This window comes from Actinoplanes sp. NBRC 103695 (assembly GCF_030269485.1).
Lineage (GTDB): Bacteria > Actinomycetota > Actinomycetes > Mycobacteriales > Micromonosporaceae > Actinoplanes.
This window is the reverse complement of the sequence record NZ_BSTL01000029.1, coordinates 15,433-32,882: the sequence shown is the minus strand read 5'-3', so window position 1 is coordinate 32,882 and position 17,450 is coordinate 15,433. Positions and strand designations below refer to the sequence as shown.

Below are 17,450 nucleotides of genomic sequence, written 5' to 3'. Positions count from 1 at the left end.
TCACGTGAGCCGGGCGATCTTGCGCCCGGAGAGGTCGATGATGAGGCCGGGCACGTTGATGAAGTGCCCGTCCGCGGTCTTCACGATGAGCTGTACGCATCGGCTCTTGCCGCACTGGCTCGCGCCCTTGTCGGCCGGCTTGGCCTTGTAGATGTGCGCGGTGGCGACGAGCCCGTCCTTGCCGGCGAACTGCTTGCCGGTGGCCTTCTGGAACGCCTCCTTGAAGTCGGCGCTCTGCGGGTCGGCGAGCAGCAGGTCGAGGGCGACCGCGGACTCCCGCTCCGAGGCCGGCGGCTGCATGCCCGCCGCCGAGAAGCTCTTCGCCAGCTTGCCGGTCTTCAGGTCGACGACCTGCTTGATCAGCTTGTCCGTCTTGTAGTCGTAGAAGTACAGCTCGGCCTGCCGACCGGCGTTCTCGAAGTCCACTTCGGCCGACAGGTACTCCGGCCCGGCCTCGCCGGCGACGTTCTGAGCACCCGAGGTGAGCTCGGGGGTGAGCGCGAGAGTGCGCGCCTTCTCGACCTCGCTGGTGGTCAGACCGTCGCTGCCTTTGCCGGAGACCGGCTCGGCTACGGGCTTCGGGTCGGACACGCGGGGCTGCGCGTTCGCCGCAGCCGACGGGGTCGGCGGGGCCGGCGCGGCGTTCGCCTGCCAGGAGGCCAGCCCGTAGGCGGTCACCGCGGTGACCGTCGCGATGCCGAGACCCCACCCCCACTTTCTGTAACGACTCACTGTCGACATTCCTCCCATTGATGGCAGTCGACGGAGACTGTGCCGTGAGCCGAGTGAGATTCGCGTAAAGAAATGCCGGCCGCTCCCGTCCTGATCCGCGACCCGCGGGTGTTTGAGCAGCCAGAGCCGGGTGATTCTCTCTGGGTGAAACCCTTCCCGATGTACGCGGAGCCGGCGGACCTGGACGACCTCCGCGCCCGGCTGCGGGCGACCCGCTGGCCGGACGCGCCCGAGGACGCGGGGTGGTCGCTGGGCGCCGACATCGCCTACCTGCGCGAGCTCGTCGACCACTGGGCCGGCTGGACACCCCCGGAGGATCGGCTTCCCCGTTTCCGTACCCGGGTCCGGGAGGCCGTTCAAGGCGAGTTCTTCCGGCCCTACCGCGGTGCGTGAGCACATGATCGGCGTCCGGCGCCGTTCCGGCTCGAAGACCCCGCCTCGGCCGCCTCAGTCAGGTGACTTACACAGGTCAACGGCCGATTCGCGGGTTTGGAGCGGTGGCGGTGTGGAACACAGATCGTGGTGACCGAAGGAGGTGAGCGCAGGCACCCGAAACGCAACCCGGCGCGACAGAAGCCCCGACGTCGCCTGCCGGCGGCGCTGACACCGCGACCTTGCGGCTGCCCGAGACAGCCTCCGAGGTTCAGCAGGACGCGCCGGCCATCCGCAGACCGCGACAGCCGCGGCGACGCAAAGCAGCGCCCGTGACGCCCGCTGTCGACGAGTCCTCTCGCTGACCTGAAGGCCGATGTCGCGGCCTCGTCGCGGGCGGGATGACCTGCCACCGACCGGATGAGTCACCCCGCGGGTGGCTCATCCGGTCCTGGATTCCGGTGATCGTCAGTTCGCTCGGCGGGAAGGTTTCCGCGTCGTCAGTGCTGGTTGCGGAGGCTCAGCGGGAAGGTTCCCGCCCCGACGCCGGTGAGGGTTCGGGTGTTCTGCCTCAGGTAGGTGTCGAGGAACGGCGACCGGTCGCCCTGGGCCGGGACGTCCGCGCGGGGGTTCTGCAGCGCGAGGCTCAGCTTGGCCCGGCTGACCGCGATCGTGTTGCCGCTCGGGGTGTCGAGCCAGCTGCCGCTGCCGATGGTCCCGATCTGCACGCCGAGCTGGTGGCCTTCCTCGAAGGTCCAGTCGGTGGACTTGAGGTCGAACGCGACCCGGCCCGCCTGCTTGATCAGGGCCACGTTCTCGTCGAACATCACCGCGCTCCCGCCCGGCGCGACGTCCCACAGCCGCACCATGACGTTGCCCGGTGCGCTCGCGTTCAGCGTGATCGACGGTGTGGCGGTGATCCGCACCCGGGATGTCACCGGCGTGGACCAGCCGAAGTAGCTGTGCGCGTCCGCCGACATCGGGGCGAGGCCCTTGGCGGCGGGCGGAGCCGGATCCGCGGCGTGCTCCATGTCCCACTTCTTGCCGGCCGCCGCGAGCGGCTCGGAGGCGACGCCGTCGTCCACGTACTGTCCGTCCGGCAAGGCGGCCACCGTGTACGACGAGGGCTTGGGCCAGGTCGGCTGGACCCGCCACGCGGCGGTGTTGTCCTCGATGGCGAAGGCGGGATCCTTGACCGCCGGCTTCACGCCCTTCAGGTAGTGGTCGTAGAAGCGCATGACCTCGTCGAAGAACCCGGCGCGGCCCATCAGCAGCTGACCCTGGGCGTTCCTCTCGTTGCCCCGGACGTGCTCCCACTGCCCCAGCCAGCCACGCTCGACGCCGGCGTGGTTGTCGAAGTACTCCTCCATGTCCTCGGGCTTGGTGTTGTTCTCGATGAAGCCCTGGGTGACGAACAGCGGGGTGCTCGTGGCCTCGGCCTTCGCCGCGAGGTTGCGCGCGCGCCAGTAGGGCGAGGCGAGGTCGGGGTTGTTGTTGTTCGTGAGGTTGTCGGAGAGGCACTCGGGGTGGCTCTCCTCGTACGCCGCGTTCGCCTGGTAGCGGGCGGAGTCGTCGGCCATCGGCGGGATCGTGGCGATGCCGTTGTAGGCGTTCGGTGTGCCGGTCACGTTGGGCCGGGGCACCTCGTTGCTGAACAGGTAGTTGTACATGTTCCACACCGGCTCCTGAGCCACCACGGCACGCAGGGCTCCGAGGCGCAGGTTGTTGCCGACCAGGCCGGTCACGGCGTCGTACGATTTGCCGTACATGCCCACCTTGCCGGTCGACCAGGGCCGGCTCGCCGACCACTGGATGGCGGCCTTCACGTCCGCCTGTTCGCCGGGGCCGACCCAGTCGAGGCAGCCGGTGCTCCCGCCGAAGCCGCGCAGGTCGACCATGACGTAGGTGTAGCCGCGGGCGAAGAGGTCGGTGCCGCTGGTGAAGTCGGCGAACCGGCTGGACGGCCCGGCCTGGGTCCACCCCTCCGGCCCCGTCTGGCCCGCGTGGCTGAAGTAGGGGCCGACGGCGAGGATCACCGGTGTCTTGGCGCGGGCGGGCAGGTTCGCGGGCCGCAGGACGTCGGCGTGGAGCACGACGCCACTGTTGTCGGCGGACCGGAAGTACTCCTCGGTCCAGACCGCCCCCTCCGGCACGCGCGGGTTCTCGTCGTGGGTGACGCCCGCCGGCGCCGGTGCCGCGGTGGCGGCGGTCGCGGTGCCGCCGAGCGCGAGAACCGCGACCGTGATCAGCGCGCCTGCGGCGGCAACGGTCCTTCTGCGTACGGTCATCAGACCTCCCCGATTGATAGAGCTCCATCCTTGGATGCCTGACGCTAGCGTGTCGACCGTCTCCCAATCGGAGTGACGTTCATCCCTTGTCGAGGCGGGAGTGCACAAAACAGGTTCGGCGCGCGTCACGCGTGCATGAGCTTCACGCGTACCCGAGCATTTTTGGTCGTCGCCCTTCTTGCTGTGGCCGCGATCGTCGTGGTGGTGGTCGCCCTGGTCCGCGACACCCAGGGCGACGCCGCCGCCGGTCAGAAGTGCCCGGCCGGAGCGCCGACGGCGAACATCGACATTCCGGCCGGCGCGGACGAGGTGAAGCTGCGCGTCTTCAACGGCACCAAGACGGAGGGCGTGGCCGACCGGGTCAGCCAGGAGTTCGCCGACCGTGGCTTCCGGACGCAGCCGCCGGCGGAGAGCAAGACCAAGTTCGGCAAGGTCGCGATCATCCGGTACGGGCCGAAGTCGGTCGGCGCCGCCCAGTGGATCCGGGCGTACTTCCTCGGGGAGGCCGACCCGCAGTACAACGCGAAGCGGACCACCGACGTGATCGACATCGTCATCGGCGCCCAGTACAAGCAGCTCGCCACCAAGACCGAGGTCAACCAGTCGCTGGCCCAGCTCAGCGAGCCTAAACTTCCGCCGGGAGCTTGCGCCGCGCGATGACCCGGGTGAAGCCGAGGTTCCGGCCGTGGTCGGCCCGCACCATGCCGACCTCCCGCGGGACCAGCTTGCGGGGGACCTCGTTCTCGGTGACCTCGAGGACCGCCTCGCTCCAGTCCAGCCAGTCACGCCAGCCGTCCTCCAGGAACTCGGCGCGGACGTCCTCCACGACCCCGCTGCGGCTCCACAGCCGATGCCACCACGCCGGCGAGTGGAAGGACCAGAAGTCCGGCTCCCAGAAGGGCACGAGGTGCTCGGGCAGCCCGTCGTCGAGCTCGGCGGCGAGGCCCGGCACCGCGATCCCGATGCCGCCGCCGGGCGCCACGAAACTGCTCAGGTAGGGCAGGTAGAGATCGTCGGTGCCGAAGTAGTGATAGGCGTCGACGCTGACGATGGCATCGAAGTAGCCCTCGGCGAACGGCAGGTCGTGCGCCTCCGCCAGCAACGGCGTGACCAGCCCGGCCTGGCCCGCGGCGTCGATCCGCGCCCAGTTCTCGGTGGGCTTGACCCACAGGTCGGCGGCGACGACCCGGACGCCGAACTCCTTCGCCAGGAAGATCGACGTGGCGGCCCGGCCACAGCCCAGGTCGAGCACGCGGGCGCCGGGCCGCAGGTCGAGCGCCGAGCACAGCCACTCGGCCAGCCACAGCGCGCTCGGGCCCATCCAGTTGTCGATCATCCACTGCGCGTCGTAGCCGGCACTTCTCGGAAACCGGGGCCGGACGAGACGCTGTCTCAGCTCATCGTTCATCGGAGAATGGTCACACGCGCGGATCAGTCCGTGGGCCGGCCGGTGGGCTCCGGCTTCCGGCCGGAGCTCGGCTCGATCGTCACGAAGCCGCCCTTGATGGTGCGTCCGCTCGGCTTGGTGCCGGCCACCGTGCCGGCCGGGCAGTCGGACTCGGCCGGCCTGCCGACCGAGACGGTGAAGCCGGCGTCCTCGAGCCGGTCCCGGGCGCCCGCCACCGAGTCGCAGGTCACCTCCGGGATCGTGCGCTGCTCGCCGATCGAGAGCTTGCTGTCCTCCGGCCTCTTGAACTGCTGGCGGGGCTTGCCACGCATGAAGTCGCCGAGCGTCTTGTAGACCGCCGGGTTGACCACGTCGTGCGACATCTGGCTGTGGTGGTTCTGCCAGTCCGGGTTCACCAGGTAGCCCGCCACCACCAGCTTGGTCGTGCCGGCGACCAGCGCCGCGGTCCGGTCGCCGTCGGTCGTACCGGTCTTGCCGAACACCGGGTGGCCCACGAAGCCGCGGACGCTCTCCTCCGTGCCACCCGCGCACCGGCCGAGCTGGGCGGAGTCGCCGACCGGGCAGCGGGCCGCGTCGAGTGCGGCACGGGCGACGTCCTTGGAGGTCGCCCGCGTGCACTGCGGCTTGCCGACGTCCAGCTTCTCGCCGGTCGCCGTGGTGATCCGCTCGATCGGGGTCGGCTGGCAGTACATCCCGTCCCCGGCCAGCGTCGCGTACGCGCTCGCGACGTCCAGCGGGGTCGACGCCGAGACGCCGAGCACGAACGCGCCCCACTGGCTCGCCGAGCGCTCGGTGGCGGCGTACTGGGCGTCCTTCTTCTCCCGGAACTTGATCCCGAAGCGCTGCGCCACGCCGACCACGTTCTCCGCGCCCGCCATCTCCTCGAGCGGCACGAAGTAGGTGTTGACCGACTTGCCGAATCCGGTCCACATGTTGTGGATGCCCCCGCCGCCACCCGGGCACCAGAAGTGGGTTCCCTGGCAGGCCGACGAGCTGCCCGGGTCCACGATGTACTTCGACCGGTATCGGGGAACGGTGTTGATCGGTGTCGCGAGCGGGTATCCCTTCTCCAGCGCCGCCACGATCGCGAAGATCTTGAACACCGAGCCGGCCTGGTACCCCTTGATGTCGCCGCCGCCGGTGACCAGCGGGTTGGTCGTGTTCGGGTACGTGCCTTTCTGACCCTTCCTGGCCTTGCTCGGGTTCGCGTTGGGGCCGTTCTCCGGGTGGTCCGGGTCGTCGATCTTGTATTTGCGGTTCGCGGCGATGACGCGGACCTTGCCGGTCTTCGGCTCTATGCCCGCCAGCAGCAGCGCCTTCTGGTTGCGGTCGCCGATCCGCTCGCTGATGCGCTTGCGCGCGGCGTCCTGGCCTTTGATGTCGAGCGTGGTGACGATGTGGTAGCCGCCGCCCTTCAGACGACGCTCCCGGTCGTTCGCCGTGGCCCCGAACTCCTCACGACTCATCCACCAGCGGTAGAAGTACTCGCAGAAGTGACCCCAGTTGTTCTTCGCCGACGAGGTGCAGCCGTTGCCCACCACCCGCACCCGGCGCGGGATCGGCTCCTTCTTCGCGGCCTCGGCCTGCGCCGGGGTGATCGCGCCGGCCTCCAGCATGCTCGGGATGACGTAGTTGTTCCGCCGGGCCAGGATCAGGGCGTGCCCGGCGGCGGTGGTGGGGCTGTAGTCGCTCGGCGCCTTCACGATGCCGGCGAGCATCGCGGCCTGCGCGACGGTCAGATCCTTCGGCTTCTTGTTGAAGTAGATCTGGCTGGCCGCATAGACCCCGTACGCGCGGTTGCCGAACGGAGTGATGTTCAGGTAACGCTCGAGGATCTGGTCCTTCGAGAGCTGCTTCTCCACCTCGGTCGCGTACTGCATCTCGGTGATCTTGCGCTTGGAGGTCCTCGCCGTCGCGTCGACCACCTGCTGCGGATTCGTCGCCGAGTAGGTGAGGGACATCCGCACGTACTGCATCGTGATCGTCGACGCGCCCTGCTGCGTCGCCCCGTTGGCGCTGCCCCGGACCGCCGCGCGGGCGACGCCTTTGAGGTCGACGCCGTTGTGGCGCTCGAAGTTGCGATCCTCGGCGGCCACGATCGCGCTCTTCAGGTACGGCGACATCTCCTTCAGCGGCACGTTGCTGCGGAGCTCGTCGAAGAACTGCGAGATCCGCGTCTTGCCGTCCGACGCGTACACATAGGTCACCTGCAGCGAACTGACGTCGCGAAGCTCACTGGGCAGCGCGGCCCACGCCTGCCCGCCCGTCTTCGCCGTGACGCCCATCAGCGCGGCGACGGGGAACGTCGCCCCTGCCACCAGGACACCGGCGAGCAGCCCACAGATCAGCAACGAGCCGGCGTTCGTGACGAGGCGATGATCACGCATGCGCGTCCGGGTAATCACGGCCGCAGCGTACGCACCGGACACAAGCCATCGTCTCGCAACGATTCGCACTCGACTTGCCGATCCGCTCTGAGGGAAGTACTTTCCAATGGAGCAAGTATTTTCCCTAGCGCTCGGAGGTGCACGATGAAAGCCACGCCCACGCCGGAAGAAGCCCGGGACGCGCTGCGGGACGTCGAGCGGCGCCGGACGCAGACCGCCGCCGCCTCGGGGCAGTCACGCTGGATCTGGATCGGCGCCGGAGTGCTGACCGTGGCCTGGGGGGTCCTGATCGACCAGAGGCCGGGGTTCGCCGGCGACTGGGGTTCGATGGTGGTCGGCCTGCTGCTGCTCGTCGTCGTGCTCGGCAACACCCGCCGGGGCGGCAGCCTGCTCCGGCGGCAGGTGCGTCCGCGGATCCCGCACGACTCGGCGGCCCTGCTCTGGTCCGGCCTGGTGATCGTGCTGCTCATCGGCGGCTCGGCCCTCGCCGCGAGCCTGCACACCCCGCACGTCGCGCTGTGGACGAGCCTGACCGGCGGGCTGCTCCTGGCCGCGGTCGGACCGTGGTGGCAGCGCCGGGTGCTGACCCGCGAGGCCCGGCGGTGACCGAGGCAAAGATCGACCCGGCCCTGCTCGATCCGACCCGGCTGGCCATCGTGGCTCTGCTGGCGGGGACCGAGTGGGCCGAGTTCGCCTTCGTGCGCGACGCCGTCGAGGTCAGCGACTCGACCCTGTCCAAGCGGATCTCCGCGCTGGCCGACGGTGGGTATGTCGAGGTGCGCAAGGGCTATGTCGGCAAGCGGCCGCGCACCTGGATCAATCTGTCCGAGGCCGGCCGGACCGCCCTGAGCCGCCACGTCGCGGCCCTGCAGGACATCGCGACCCGCGCCGAGCGGCCCGTCACTCCATGAACCATCACCAGGTATCGCCAACGCCCGACACGCCGTCGCGAGGCCGTCAACCGCCGCTGCGGCGGGCCAGATTCACCGCCTCCAGGTCGAGGGCGTTCTGGACCTTGACCAGGACCGCGTCGTCGATCTCGCCCTGGTCACGCATCCGGACGACGGTGTCGTGCTTGTGCCCGATGACGGCCAGGTGCAGGTCGGCGTACTGCCGGTCCTGCTCCGCCGCCTCGGCGCCGCCGGAGTCGCCGGCGCCGGCGCGCAGGACGCCGAGGCGGCGCTCGTACTCCGTACGCAACTGGTCGGTGATCTTGTCGTCGGTGCCCCGGTCGGCGGCCAGCTCGGGCAACGAGGCCAGCGCCCGCTCGGTCGCGTGGATCTCGACGCGGCGGCGCTCCTCGTCGGCCGCGCCGTCATCGCCCAGCCGTGCCCAGCGCAGCACCCGCGGCAGCAGCGGCGCCTGGACCAGCAACGTCACCGCGATCACGCCCGAAGTCACGAACACGATCAGGTCCCGGTCCGGGAACCGTTCCCCCGAACCCAGCGTGTGCGGCACGGCCAGCGCCGCCGCCAGCGACACCGCGCCGCGGAAACCGGCAGCCGCCATCACCACCCGCGGACGCGCACCCAGCCGCCGGTCCCGCTGCACCTCGCGGCGGTCGACCAGGCGGATCACATACGGGCTGGTGAACAGCCAGCCGAACCGCACCGCGATGACCACCGCGCTCACCCCGGCGACCATCACCGCGCCGGTGACCAGCCCGACGCTGCTCAAACCGCGAACGGCGTTCTGCGCCTCCAGTCCGACCAGCACGAACAGCGCCGCGTTGGCCAGGGCGGTCAGGAAACTCATCACCGTGCGCACGTACTGCCGGGCGGGGCCGGGGAACAGCCGCGGCGACACCCGGCCGACCCACAGGCCCGCCACGACCACCGCGAGCACGCCGGAGACCTCGACGAGTTCGGCGATCAGGTACGCGGTCAGCGGCGTCACCACCGCGAGCACGTTGTGCTGGAACGGATCGGTCAACCGGCGCCGCACCCGCACGCTGACGAACGTGACCGCCGCGCCGATGGCGACGCCGCCCAGATAGGACAGCGCGAACATGCCGCCCAGCCGTCCGGCGCTGACATGCTCCTCGCCCAGGGTCACGCCGACCGCCAGCGCGTAGATGACCAGCGCCGTACCGTCGTTGACCAGGCTTTCCGCCCGCAGCGTGGCGGCGAGCCGGCGCGGCAGGATCCGGCCGAGCACCCCGACCGCCGTCGCGTCCGTCGGGGCGACCGCCGCGCCGAGCACCCACGCCGGACCCCACGGCAGGCCGAACGCGTGCGCCGCCACCGCGACACCCGCCGCCGTCGCCGCGACCAGCAACGTGCTCAACATGACGATCACGCGCAGGTTGCTGCGGATCTCCCGCAACGACGAGGTGAAGCTCTCCCAGTAGAGCAGCAGCGGCAGGAACAACAGCAGGACCGCTTCCGGCGGCAGATGCACCTGCCGCAGCGCCGGCACGAACCCGATCAGGATGCCGGACACGAGCAGCAGCACCGGCGGCGCGACCCCGAACCGCCGGGAGGCGCCCGAGCACACCAGGACCACGACGCCGATCGCGACCACCAGGGCGAGACTGGACACGAGTCAGTTCCTCGTCATCGAGGCGCGGGCGGTGTACCTGCCGCCGGCGGGGGTGTAGTCGAGCAGCATCGTGTCGGGTCCGGTCGGCCACAGCACGATGTCGCCGCGCGGGCTGCACGTGCCGGTGTCGATGCGCTCGACCAGGACGATCTTCTCACTGGTCCGGCTGGTCACCCGGACCGTCCCCGAGCAGCCGAGACGCGGGTACCTGATCGTGCCCTGGTCCTCCTCCGGCGCGAGCCGCAGATGCACCGGCTGTGCGCTGCCGAAGCTCTGCTTCAGTTCGCCGATCCATTCCGCGGCGGGCGGTGGTGACGACGCGGCCGGGGGTGGTGCGGGGGTCGCTCTCGGTTGTTCGGACCCCTTGAGCAGCGGTACGACTCCCGCGCCGGCCAGCAGCACCGCCGCCGCGGCAGCGCCGATCCAGCGGCCACGCCGACGACGAACAGGGTAACGCCAGGTCACGCCGTCGACCGCGGCGCGCAGGTCCGGCTTGTCCAGCAGAACCGTGGCGCCGTGCTCCGTCCCGGAGTGCAGGAGGCGGTCCAGCAACTCGCGCGCCGTCGGGCGGCCGGCCGGGTCCTTGGCGAGCGCCTCGGCCACCAGGTCACGCAGCGCTCCGTGCAGGCCGTCGAGGTTCGGCTCCTCGGTGACGATGCGGGCCGCCGTGGCCATCGGCGTCGGTGCGCTGAACGGCTCGTGGCCGGTCCCGGCGAGGGTGACGACCGCGCCCCACGAGAAGATGTCGGCGGACGGCTCGACCGGGGCGCCCGGCCGCGGGTCGAAGCGCTCCGGCGCCATGTAGCCGACCGTGCCGACCAGCTGGTTCTCGGCGGTCAGCCGGGACGACCGCACCGCGTGGGCGATGCCGAAGTCGATCACCTTGGGGCTGCCCGGCGGCAGCAGGACGTTGCGCGGCTTCAGGTCGCGGTGGATCACCCCGGCGCCGTGGATGGCGGTCAGGGCGGTGGCCACGCCGATCGCGAGCGCGTGCAGGTTCGACGCGGTCAGCGGCCCGTCCCGCTCGATCACGTCGGCCAGGCTGGGACCGTCGACATATTCGACGACCAGGTACGGCGGGACGTGGTCGGGGTCCGCGTCCAGCACCTCGGCGGTGCAGAACGGCGGCACCTGACGGGCCCCGTCGATCTCGCGGCGGAAGCGCAGCGCGAACTCGGGATCGGCGGCGAGATGACCGCGCACCACCTTGACGGCCACCCGCCGCCCGCCGGCGTCGGTGGCGAGGTAGACGGTGCCCATGCCGCCCTCGCCGAGCCGGCCGACCAATCGGTACGGGCCGATGCTCGCCGGATCCCGTGACGACAGCGCTTCTGGCACCCCGACAAGGTACAGGCAGCCTGCGCCGAGTTCCTGGCCATGCCGCCCGCCGTCCGGCCCGCCGTCCTGCCCGCCGTTCTTGGCGTCGTTGCTGCCGGTCGTCTTCGGTGGTCCGCTCGAGGGCCCGGCACAGCCTTGATCGACCCGCCGCGGTGGCCGGTCTTTACCAGAGGTCGTCGATCCGCAAGACTGCGGTGATGGGCGAGGTCTTTCCGATGCCGGCCGTGGGTGATCTGTTCACCGATCTGCGCGGCGGCGACCGAAGGATGCGGGTCAGCTACCACGAGGGTCGTGGCACGGTCGTCGTGTCGTTGTGGGCCGGCACCGTGTGCAAAGGCACCTTCCAGCTTGCCGTCGGCGATGTGGCCCGGCTGATGGAGGTGTTGTCACAGGTCGATCCGTCGGGCGGCACACCGTTCGCGGACGTGGAGGCGACCGCGACGACTTCTCCGTCGGTGGCGCCCTCCCCCGACCAGACCGGCGATGTGAGCAGGTCAGCGCTGCCGATGGGTGGAGTGCCACGGGTCGCCTGAGGTGCCGCCGGCCGCTGCGTGGAGTTACGGATGGAACCGCCACCGGCCTTCGGAGACGACGTCCACCTTGTCGTCACGGACGCGGACAGCCGTCTGGTCGTCGATGAAGTAGATCGGGAAGTCCGCCCGCCCGGCGATGCGATCGGCCCAGGCATCGTCCCGCTCCGGGAACTCGGGCGAGTCCAGGTGCGGCTTCAGGTACCAGTCGAAGAGGCCGAAGGGCGACTCCACGGTGGTCGCGCCGAGCACGTGCAGGTCTGCCGCGTCCCCGATGACGTCGGCGGAGTGCGCTGTGAGGTTCCGGCTGAAAATCATCGATCCGGCGCTGGAGCCCACGTAGACCCGGCTCTCCAGCGCCTCCAGGAAGTCGTCGGCCAGGTTGTTGCCGGTGATGCTGCGCGCGAGGTGATAGTGGTTGCCGCCCTCGGCGTAGATGACGTCGGCGTGGCGCAGCCGGTCGAGCACCATCTGCCGAGGGAGACCGTTCAGCTCCAGGACGTCGAACTCACGCCAGCCGAGGCCGTGCAGCCGGACCAGGTTCGCGACGAACCATCCGTGGTCGCCGGGCTCGGCGACGGACGCCGTCGGAACGTACACGACGTTCGCCGACCCGAACGGCTTTCCCAGCATGTCCCGCAGAGCATCCCGCAAGGAGTCGTTGCGCAGACCGCTCGACGTCAACAAAAGGTCCACCGGGCGAGCCAACCACGACCGGCAAGGCGCGTGCAACGACCTAGGGTTGCCCCGGTCGGGCCGAGGATCAGGTGGGCGGCGGGAGGGCGACCTGGGCGGCCAGGGACTTCGGGGCCATCTCGCAGTAGCTGTCGGCGAGCAGCTCGGCGATCTCGGTCCAGTCGGTGTGGTCACCGAGCAGAACACCCGCGACGTTGCCGCCCCAGTCGGCTCGGAAGAACGGGAAGCCGGCGGTCAGGCCGAGCAGTTCGTCGGCGGGCACACGGAACGTCATCACGGTCGGCGGCTCGCCGGCGGTCGCGTACCGGGCGTAGAACGGATAGCGCTCGAGGTCCGGCATGTAGACATGGGCGACCGTCCGTTTGCGAATCCGCCAGCGGACGCCGATCCAGGCCGGCTCCTCGTACGTCTCGGGCAGCCCCAGGCAGATCGGCCGCAACCGGTCCACGATCTCCGCGGGTACGTCTCCGGGGCCGGACATGAGCCGACCGTACCGCGATCAGCGCCGCCCGGCCCGCCGTGCGCGGGCTCGCGACCCGCGGGCGGGCTTGCGGCGCTGGCGATTCCCCAGGCCCCGCACCTGGGTGGTGGTCGTCCGCCGCCGCCGGAAACCGCGTGCGTGGCCGAGCCTCCAGATCACCAGCAGGACCAGCAGCGCCGTTCCCAGGAACAGAAGGCCCGTCCGCAGACCGGACCGGGCGTCGGCGAGGCCGCCGAGAGTACCGCACACGCGGCCGTTCGTCGGCTGCTCGGCGTCGATCTCGACGCAGAACTGGTCACCGAACGAGTGGTTGCCGGGCAGGCTGCGCAGCGGCGTGCTGTACGGCTCGTCCTCGTACAGGTAGGAGAGGGTGTACGTCGGGTCGTGGAACTTCGAGCCGTCGTCGTAACCGGCGTAGGTGCCCGTCACCTTGACGGTGTGGGCGTCTATGCCCCGCTGGACGGGGGTCTGCTGTGCGATGCCGACGACCTCGCTGATCAGGCCGATCACCGAGAGGATGACGGCGAACACGGCCATCGGCACGACGAACGCCACCACGGACTCGCCGACTTTTCTCACGCGCCCGAGTGTGGCAGCCCCCGGCAAAGATCAGTTCCGGTCGTCGACGACGATGCCGAGGGCGCCGGCCATGAGGTAGGACATGGCCAGCAGGTCGTCGGGGTGGATGATCGCGCCCTCCCAGCTGGTGATGCCGCCGATGCCCTGCAACTCGCAGTTGCGGAACCGGGCGCCGGTCATCGTCGCCTTGTGGAACTGGGCGCGGGTCAGGTCGCAGTCGGTGAAGCTCGCGCCGCGCAGGTCGGCGTCGGTGAAGTCCGCGCCGGCCAGGTTGCACTTCTGGAACGTGACCCGGTCGAGGCGTGTCTGCCGCCAGTTCGTCAGGTCGGACTTGCAGTCGACGAAGGTCGCGTCGCTGACCAGGCCGCCGTAGCACGCGAGGCCGGTCATCCGCGTACCCGAGACCTTGATCCGGTCGAACGCCGCGCCGTCCACCTTCAGGTTGGACAGGTCGCACGTCTCGATCAGGCAGTCGGCCATGCGGACCCGGGACAGGGCCGCGCCCGCCAGGCTGGCCTTGCGGAAACGGCACTGGCGGAACTCGACGCCCTCCGCGTCGGCGCCGGCGAGGTCGGCGTCGTAGTAGGCGACCGCCTCGACGGTCTGCTCGTGCTCGATGTCGAGCTGGAGAGCGTTCGCCAGCGACAGGTCCGCGGGTGCCTGGGGCGGCTTGGGCGGTCCTTGGCGGGGCCGGCGGACAGCGGAGGTTCGTCGACTCGACACGGGTGCCACCCTAGCCTCGGCTCTGCGGCACGACTCGGTCCGCCAGCAGGTCGGCGAAGGCGGCCGGGTCGATGATGGGGATGCCGAGCTTGGCCGCCTTCGTGGCCTTGGCCGTCGTGGTCTCGGAGGTGACCAGCGCCGTGGTGGTGGCCGAGACGCTGCCGCTGGCCCGGCCGCCGAGTTGCTCGATGCGTTCGCTCACCGTCGTACGCGTGTAGCCGGGGACGCTGCCGCTGACCACGTACGTCTTGCCCTCGAGGGGTTTGCCGCCCGTGGTCTCGGGGACGCTCATGGTGACGCCGGCGGCGGCGAGCCGGTCGATGACGCCGGACATGGCGGCGAGGCCGTCCACCACGTGCTGCGCCTTGATCAGGCCCATCTTGTCGATCTCGGCGATCTCCTCGACGGTCGCGGCGCGCAGCGCGTCCATGGTCTTGAAGCGGGCAGCCAGCCAGCGCCCGACACTGCGGCCGGTCATCCGGATGCCCAGGCCGGTGATGACCCGGTTGAACGGCTGGGTCTTGCTGTTTTCCAGCGAGGCGATCACCTTGGCGGCGTTGAGCTTGCCGAGCAGGACGACACCACCCGCCTTGGTGTTGCCGACCGGGAGCTCGGCCAGCTGTTCCTCGGTGAGCGAGTACAGGTCGGCGACGTCGGTGGCGAGGCCGGTGCTGACCAGGGCGACGCAGAGCGCCTCGCCCGCTCCCTCGACGTCCAGGGCCTCGCGGCTGCACCAATACTCCAGCGCGTTGGTGGCGCTGCACGAGGCGGTGTGACAGCGCCACAGCAGGCTGGACTTGTCCCACGGCTCGCCGCACTGCGGGCAGGTCTCGGGCGGCGTCCACGGGGTGAGGCCGTGCGGCTGCTCGCCGATCGGCGCGGTGACGCGGGGGATGACGTCCCCGGCCCGCCACACGGCGACGGTCTGGCCGATGGCGAGGCCCTGGTCCTCGACGAACTTGGGGTTGTGCAACGTCGCGTACGTGATGGTGGTGCCGTCGACGAAGACCGGGTCGAGCACGGCGCGCAGCGAGATGCGACCGGTACGCCCGACCCGCACCTCGATGTCACGCAGCACCGTCGAGCCGGTGTCGGCGGGGTATTTGAACGCGGCCGCCCAGTACGGCGTGCGGCTGGCCGAGCCGAGCCGCCGGCGCGTCGACTCGAGATCGGCGGTGAGCACCGCGCCGTCGATCGGGAACGAGAGGCCGCGGCGCAGCTCACCGATGTGCGCGATGGCGGCCAGCGCGGCCGCCGCGTCGCCGGCGACCTCGATGTCGCCGGTGGCGAGCTGCCCGGCCGCGGGGAAGCCGAGCTCGGCCGCGTGGGCCATGCGCTCGCGATGCGAGGCGAACGTGCCGGAGATGTCGTACGCCGCGAAGGTCATCGGGGTCTCGTAGGCGCGGTCGACGCTGCGGATCGACCCGGCGACCGCCCCGCGCGAGTTGATGAACGCCTTGGCGCCGGCGGCGACCCGGTTGGCGCTGGCGGCCTCGAAGTCGTCGACCGTCATGTAGACCTCGCCGCGGACCTCACCCGTCCACGGGGTGCCGAGCCGGGCGGGCAGACCGGCGACGCCGCGCAACACCTGGGCGGTGACGTTCTCGCCGCTGCTGCCGTCGCCGCGCAGCGCGGCCAGGGCGAGCCGGCCCGAGGCGTACTCCACGCGGATCGCCAGCCCGTCGAGCTTGACCTCAACCAGGCAGGGCTCGCCGCCGAGGGTCGCGACGAACGCGCGGACGCCGTCCTCACCGGTGATCTTGTCCAGCGACATCATCGGCACCGGATGGCGCACGTCGCCGCCGGCGGACGCGCCCGCCGCGACCCGGGTCAGGACACCCCGGTCGTCCCAGTCCGGGTGTTCCCCTTTCGCCTCGGTGATGCGGTCGAGCAGCGCGTCGTAGTCGGCGTCGGTCATCAGCACGTCGCCGGTGTCGTAGTACGACGAGGCGGCGGCCCGCGCCCGATCGACCGCGTCGGCGAAATCGGTCTCGGAGAGGAGAGCGTCCGTCATGCCGACAACTTACGTCCCGGGTACGACAGAAGGGTGGACGCGGCAGTTGGTGTGCAGGTACCGCGCCCGGCCCTCGGCGAAGTCGTAGATCGCGACGGTCTGGGTGTCCTCGAGCGGGTCGGCGGGCGGCATCAGGAAGTGCGTGGGTGACACCGGGAGAAGCTCGTACGTGATCCGGCCGGGCTTGCCGAGGATCTGGGCGTGCGTCGGGTCGAGGTCGTGGCTGAGGTGCAGCCGGCCCGCCACGGCCTCGACCTCGTACCTGGTGCCGGGACGCTCGTAGACGCCCTCGTACCGGGACAGGTCGAGGTCCAGGGCGGGGTCGGGAACGGGCAGGTCCGGGATGGTGACCTCGCCGAGGTCGGCCAGGATGGCGTTGAACACCTTGCGGTAGAAGCCGTCCCGCGGTCCGCCGTTGGTGAGCATCACGATGGCCGTGCCCGAGTCCGGCAGGATCCGCAGGCGCGCGTTCTGGCCGATGGTGCTGCCGTCGCTCGCGTAGACCGTCCGGCCGTGCCAGTCGCACACGATCAGGCCCAGCGCCCACTCCGGGCCGAACATGTACGGGTCGGGTACCGGCACCCGGGACGTGAGCATCTCGGGGATGCTGCCGCCGCCGTCCAGGATCACCCGCGTCATGGTGAGCACGTCCCGGGCCGTCGAGGTGACGTTGCCGCCGGGGCCGTAGAGGCGCGGCAGGTGGTCGACCGGCGTGACGAACGGGCCCTCGGCGAGGGACCGGATCAGGTGCCCGGTGGCGGCCCGGCCGTGGTCCACCCGTTCGTGCCGGCTGGTGGTGCCGGTCAGCCCGAGCGGGGCGAAGAGCCGGTCGGCCATGATGTCGTCCCAGGGCTTGCCGTCCAGCACCTCCATGATGCGGGCGAGGATCGCGTACCCGAGGGCCGCGCTGTAGCCGTGGGTGTATCCCAGCGGGTGCACCTGCGGGGCGTCGGCGATGGCGCGCACCATCCGCTCGTAGACGTCGTCGTCCTCGCCGGGATCGCCGAAATCCTCCTCGATGCCGCTCGTGTGACAGAGCAGATGCCGCGCGGTGACCCGGGCGCCGACGTCGGAATCGGCGACCCGGAACCCGGGCAGATAGGTGCGCACCGGCTCGTCCAGCCGGACCCGGCCCTCGTCGACGAACTGCAGGAAGGCCAGGGTGGTCCAGGTCTTGGTCATGGAACCGCACTGATAGATAGTGCCGGTCGTGGCCGGCGCACCGGTCGTCACATCGGCGACGCCCACGGCGAGGTCCGTGATCTCGCCGTCGCGCAGAATGCCGATCTGCGCGCTCGGAATCCCGTATTCCGCGAGGAGTTCACTAATCAAGGAACGCATTCCGGAAATCTATGGCGTAT

At 70.5% G+C, this 17,450-nt stretch carries 17 protein-coding genes; 5 read left to right on the top strand and 12 right to left on the bottom strand.

Translation table 11 applies throughout. The annotated features are described in order from the left end of the window. Nucleotides 1-732, bottom strand: coding sequence for a hypothetical protein (locus QSK31_RS38305; protein ID WP_285689618.1), 732 nt, complete (start codon nucleotides 730-732; stop codon nucleotides 1-3). A 144-nt stretch (nucleotides 733-876) separates the two neighbouring features. On the opposite strand from QSK31_RS38305, the gene QSK31_RS38300 reads away from it, so the two are divergent. After that, nucleotides 877-1,125 (top strand): epoxide hydrolase N-terminal domain-containing protein, encoded by a 249-nt coding sequence (locus QSK31_RS38300; protein ID WP_285689617.1) that lies wholly within the window; start codon nucleotides 877-879, stop codon nucleotides 1,123-1,125. Nucleotides 1,126-1,604: 479 nt separating this feature from the next. On the opposite strand, the gene QSK31_RS38295 is transcribed toward QSK31_RS38300, so the two are convergent. After that, nucleotides 1,605-3,392, bottom strand: a complete 1,788-nt coding sequence (locus QSK31_RS38295; protein WP_285689616.1) for a CocE/NonD family hydrolase — start codon at nucleotides 3,390-3,392, stop codon at nucleotides 1,605-1,607. Nucleotides 3,393-3,527: 135 nt separating this feature from the next. Between QSK31_RS38295 and QSK31_RS38290 the strand changes: the two genes are divergently transcribed. Continuing rightward, the gene (locus QSK31_RS38290) at nucleotides 3,528-4,052 is read left to right on the top strand and encodes a LytR C-terminal domain-containing protein (RefSeq protein WP_285689615.1); all 525 of its coding nucleotides are present in this window, start codon (nucleotides 3,528-3,530) and stop codon (nucleotides 4,050-4,052) included. On the opposite strand, the gene QSK31_RS38285 is transcribed toward QSK31_RS38290, so the two are convergent. Both QSK31_RS38285 and QSK31_RS38280 read right to left on the bottom strand, forming a co-directional pair. Continuing rightward, the gene (locus QSK31_RS38285) at nucleotides 4,018-4,800 is read right to left on the bottom strand and encodes an SAM-dependent methyltransferase (RefSeq protein ID WP_285689614.1); all 783 of its coding nucleotides are present in this window, start codon (nucleotides 4,798-4,800) and stop codon (nucleotides 4,018-4,020) included. The two genes, QSK31_RS38290 and QSK31_RS38285, sit on opposite strands and share 35 nt — an antisense overlap. Before the next feature lie 23 nt (nucleotides 4,801-4,823). After that, nucleotides 4,824-7,187 carry a transglycosylase domain-containing protein gene (locus QSK31_RS38280; protein ID WP_285689613.1) on the bottom strand — a complete coding sequence of 788 codons (2,364 nt, stop codon included), beginning with the start codon at nucleotides 7,185-7,187 and terminating at the stop codon, nucleotides 4,824-4,826. A gap of 144 nt (nucleotides 7,188-7,331) precedes the next feature. On the opposite strand from QSK31_RS38280, the gene QSK31_RS38275 reads away from it, so the two are divergent. Both QSK31_RS38275 and QSK31_RS38270 read left to right on the top strand, forming a co-directional pair. Next, complete coding sequence (locus tag QSK31_RS38275) at nucleotides 7,332-7,793, top strand: hypothetical protein (RefSeq protein ID WP_285689612.1); 462 nt, start codon at nucleotides 7,332-7,334, stop codon at nucleotides 7,791-7,793. Further along, a complete protein-coding gene (locus QSK31_RS38270) occupies nucleotides 7,790-8,098 on the top strand; it encodes a winged helix-turn-helix domain-containing protein (RefSeq protein WP_285689611.1) in 309 nt (102 codons plus the stop codon). Before QSK31_RS38275 ends, QSK31_RS38270 begins: the two co-directional genes overlap by 4 nt. A 46-nt stretch (nucleotides 8,099-8,144) precedes the next feature. Here QSK31_RS38270 and QSK31_RS38265 read toward each other — a convergent pair whose 3' ends face one another. Beyond that, nucleotides 8,145-9,728 (bottom strand): Na+/H+ antiporter, encoded by a 1,584-nt coding sequence (locus tag QSK31_RS38265; RefSeq protein WP_285689610.1) that lies wholly within the window; start codon nucleotides 9,726-9,728, stop codon nucleotides 8,145-8,147. 3 nt (nucleotides 9,729-9,731) lie between these two features. Continuing rightward, entirely contained in the window at nucleotides 9,732-11,066 is a 1,335-nt protein-coding gene (locus QSK31_RS38260) for a serine/threonine-protein kinase (RefSeq protein ID WP_285689609.1), read from the bottom strand. Nucleotides 11,067-11,263: 197 nt separating this feature from the next. Here QSK31_RS38260 and QSK31_RS38255 point away from each other — a divergent pair, with 197 nt between their 5' ends. After that, nucleotides 11,264-11,599, top strand: a complete 336-nt coding sequence (locus QSK31_RS38255; RefSeq protein ID WP_285689608.1) for a hypothetical protein — start codon at nucleotides 11,264-11,266, stop codon at nucleotides 11,597-11,599. Between the two features lie 24 nt (nucleotides 11,600-11,623). Here QSK31_RS38255 and QSK31_RS38250 read toward each other — a convergent pair whose 3' ends face one another. The 6 genes from QSK31_RS38250 to QSK31_RS38225 all read right to left on the bottom strand — a co-directional run bounded on the left by QSK31_RS38250 (nucleotide 11,624) and on the right by QSK31_RS38225 (nucleotide 17,430). Further along, nucleotides 11,624-12,292, bottom strand: coding sequence for a Type 1 glutamine amidotransferase-like domain-containing protein (locus QSK31_RS38250; RefSeq protein WP_285689607.1), 669 nt, complete (start codon nucleotides 12,290-12,292; stop codon nucleotides 11,624-11,626). A 67-nt stretch (nucleotides 12,293-12,359) separates the two neighbouring features. Then, nucleotides 12,360-12,773: an MmcQ/YjbR family DNA-binding protein gene (locus tag QSK31_RS38245; RefSeq protein WP_285689606.1), complete on the bottom strand. Its 414-nt coding sequence runs from the start codon at nucleotides 12,771-12,773 to the stop codon at nucleotides 12,360-12,362. A gap of 18 nt (nucleotides 12,774-12,791) precedes the next feature. Then, nucleotides 12,792-13,352 (bottom strand): hypothetical protein, encoded by a 561-nt coding sequence (locus tag QSK31_RS38240; RefSeq protein ID WP_285689605.1) that lies wholly within the window; start codon nucleotides 13,350-13,352, stop codon nucleotides 12,792-12,794. A 30-nt stretch (nucleotides 13,353-13,382) separates the two neighbouring features. Next, entirely contained in the window at nucleotides 13,383-14,075 is a 693-nt protein-coding gene (locus tag QSK31_RS38235) for a pentapeptide repeat-containing protein (RefSeq protein ID WP_285689604.1), read from the bottom strand. 10 nt (nucleotides 14,076-14,085) lie between these two features. Continuing rightward, nucleotides 14,086-16,089: an NAD-dependent DNA ligase LigA gene (ligA, locus tag QSK31_RS38230; RefSeq protein WP_285689603.1), complete on the bottom strand. Its 2,004-nt coding sequence runs from the start codon at nucleotides 16,087-16,089 to the stop codon at nucleotides 14,086-14,088. Nucleotides 16,090-16,098: 9 nt separating this feature from the next. Beyond that, nucleotides 16,099-17,430: a serine hydrolase domain-containing protein gene (locus tag QSK31_RS38225; protein ID WP_285689602.1), complete on the bottom strand. Its 1,332-nt coding sequence runs from the start codon at nucleotides 17,428-17,430 to the stop codon at nucleotides 16,099-16,101. Nucleotides 17,431-17,450: the final 20 nt, after the last annotated feature.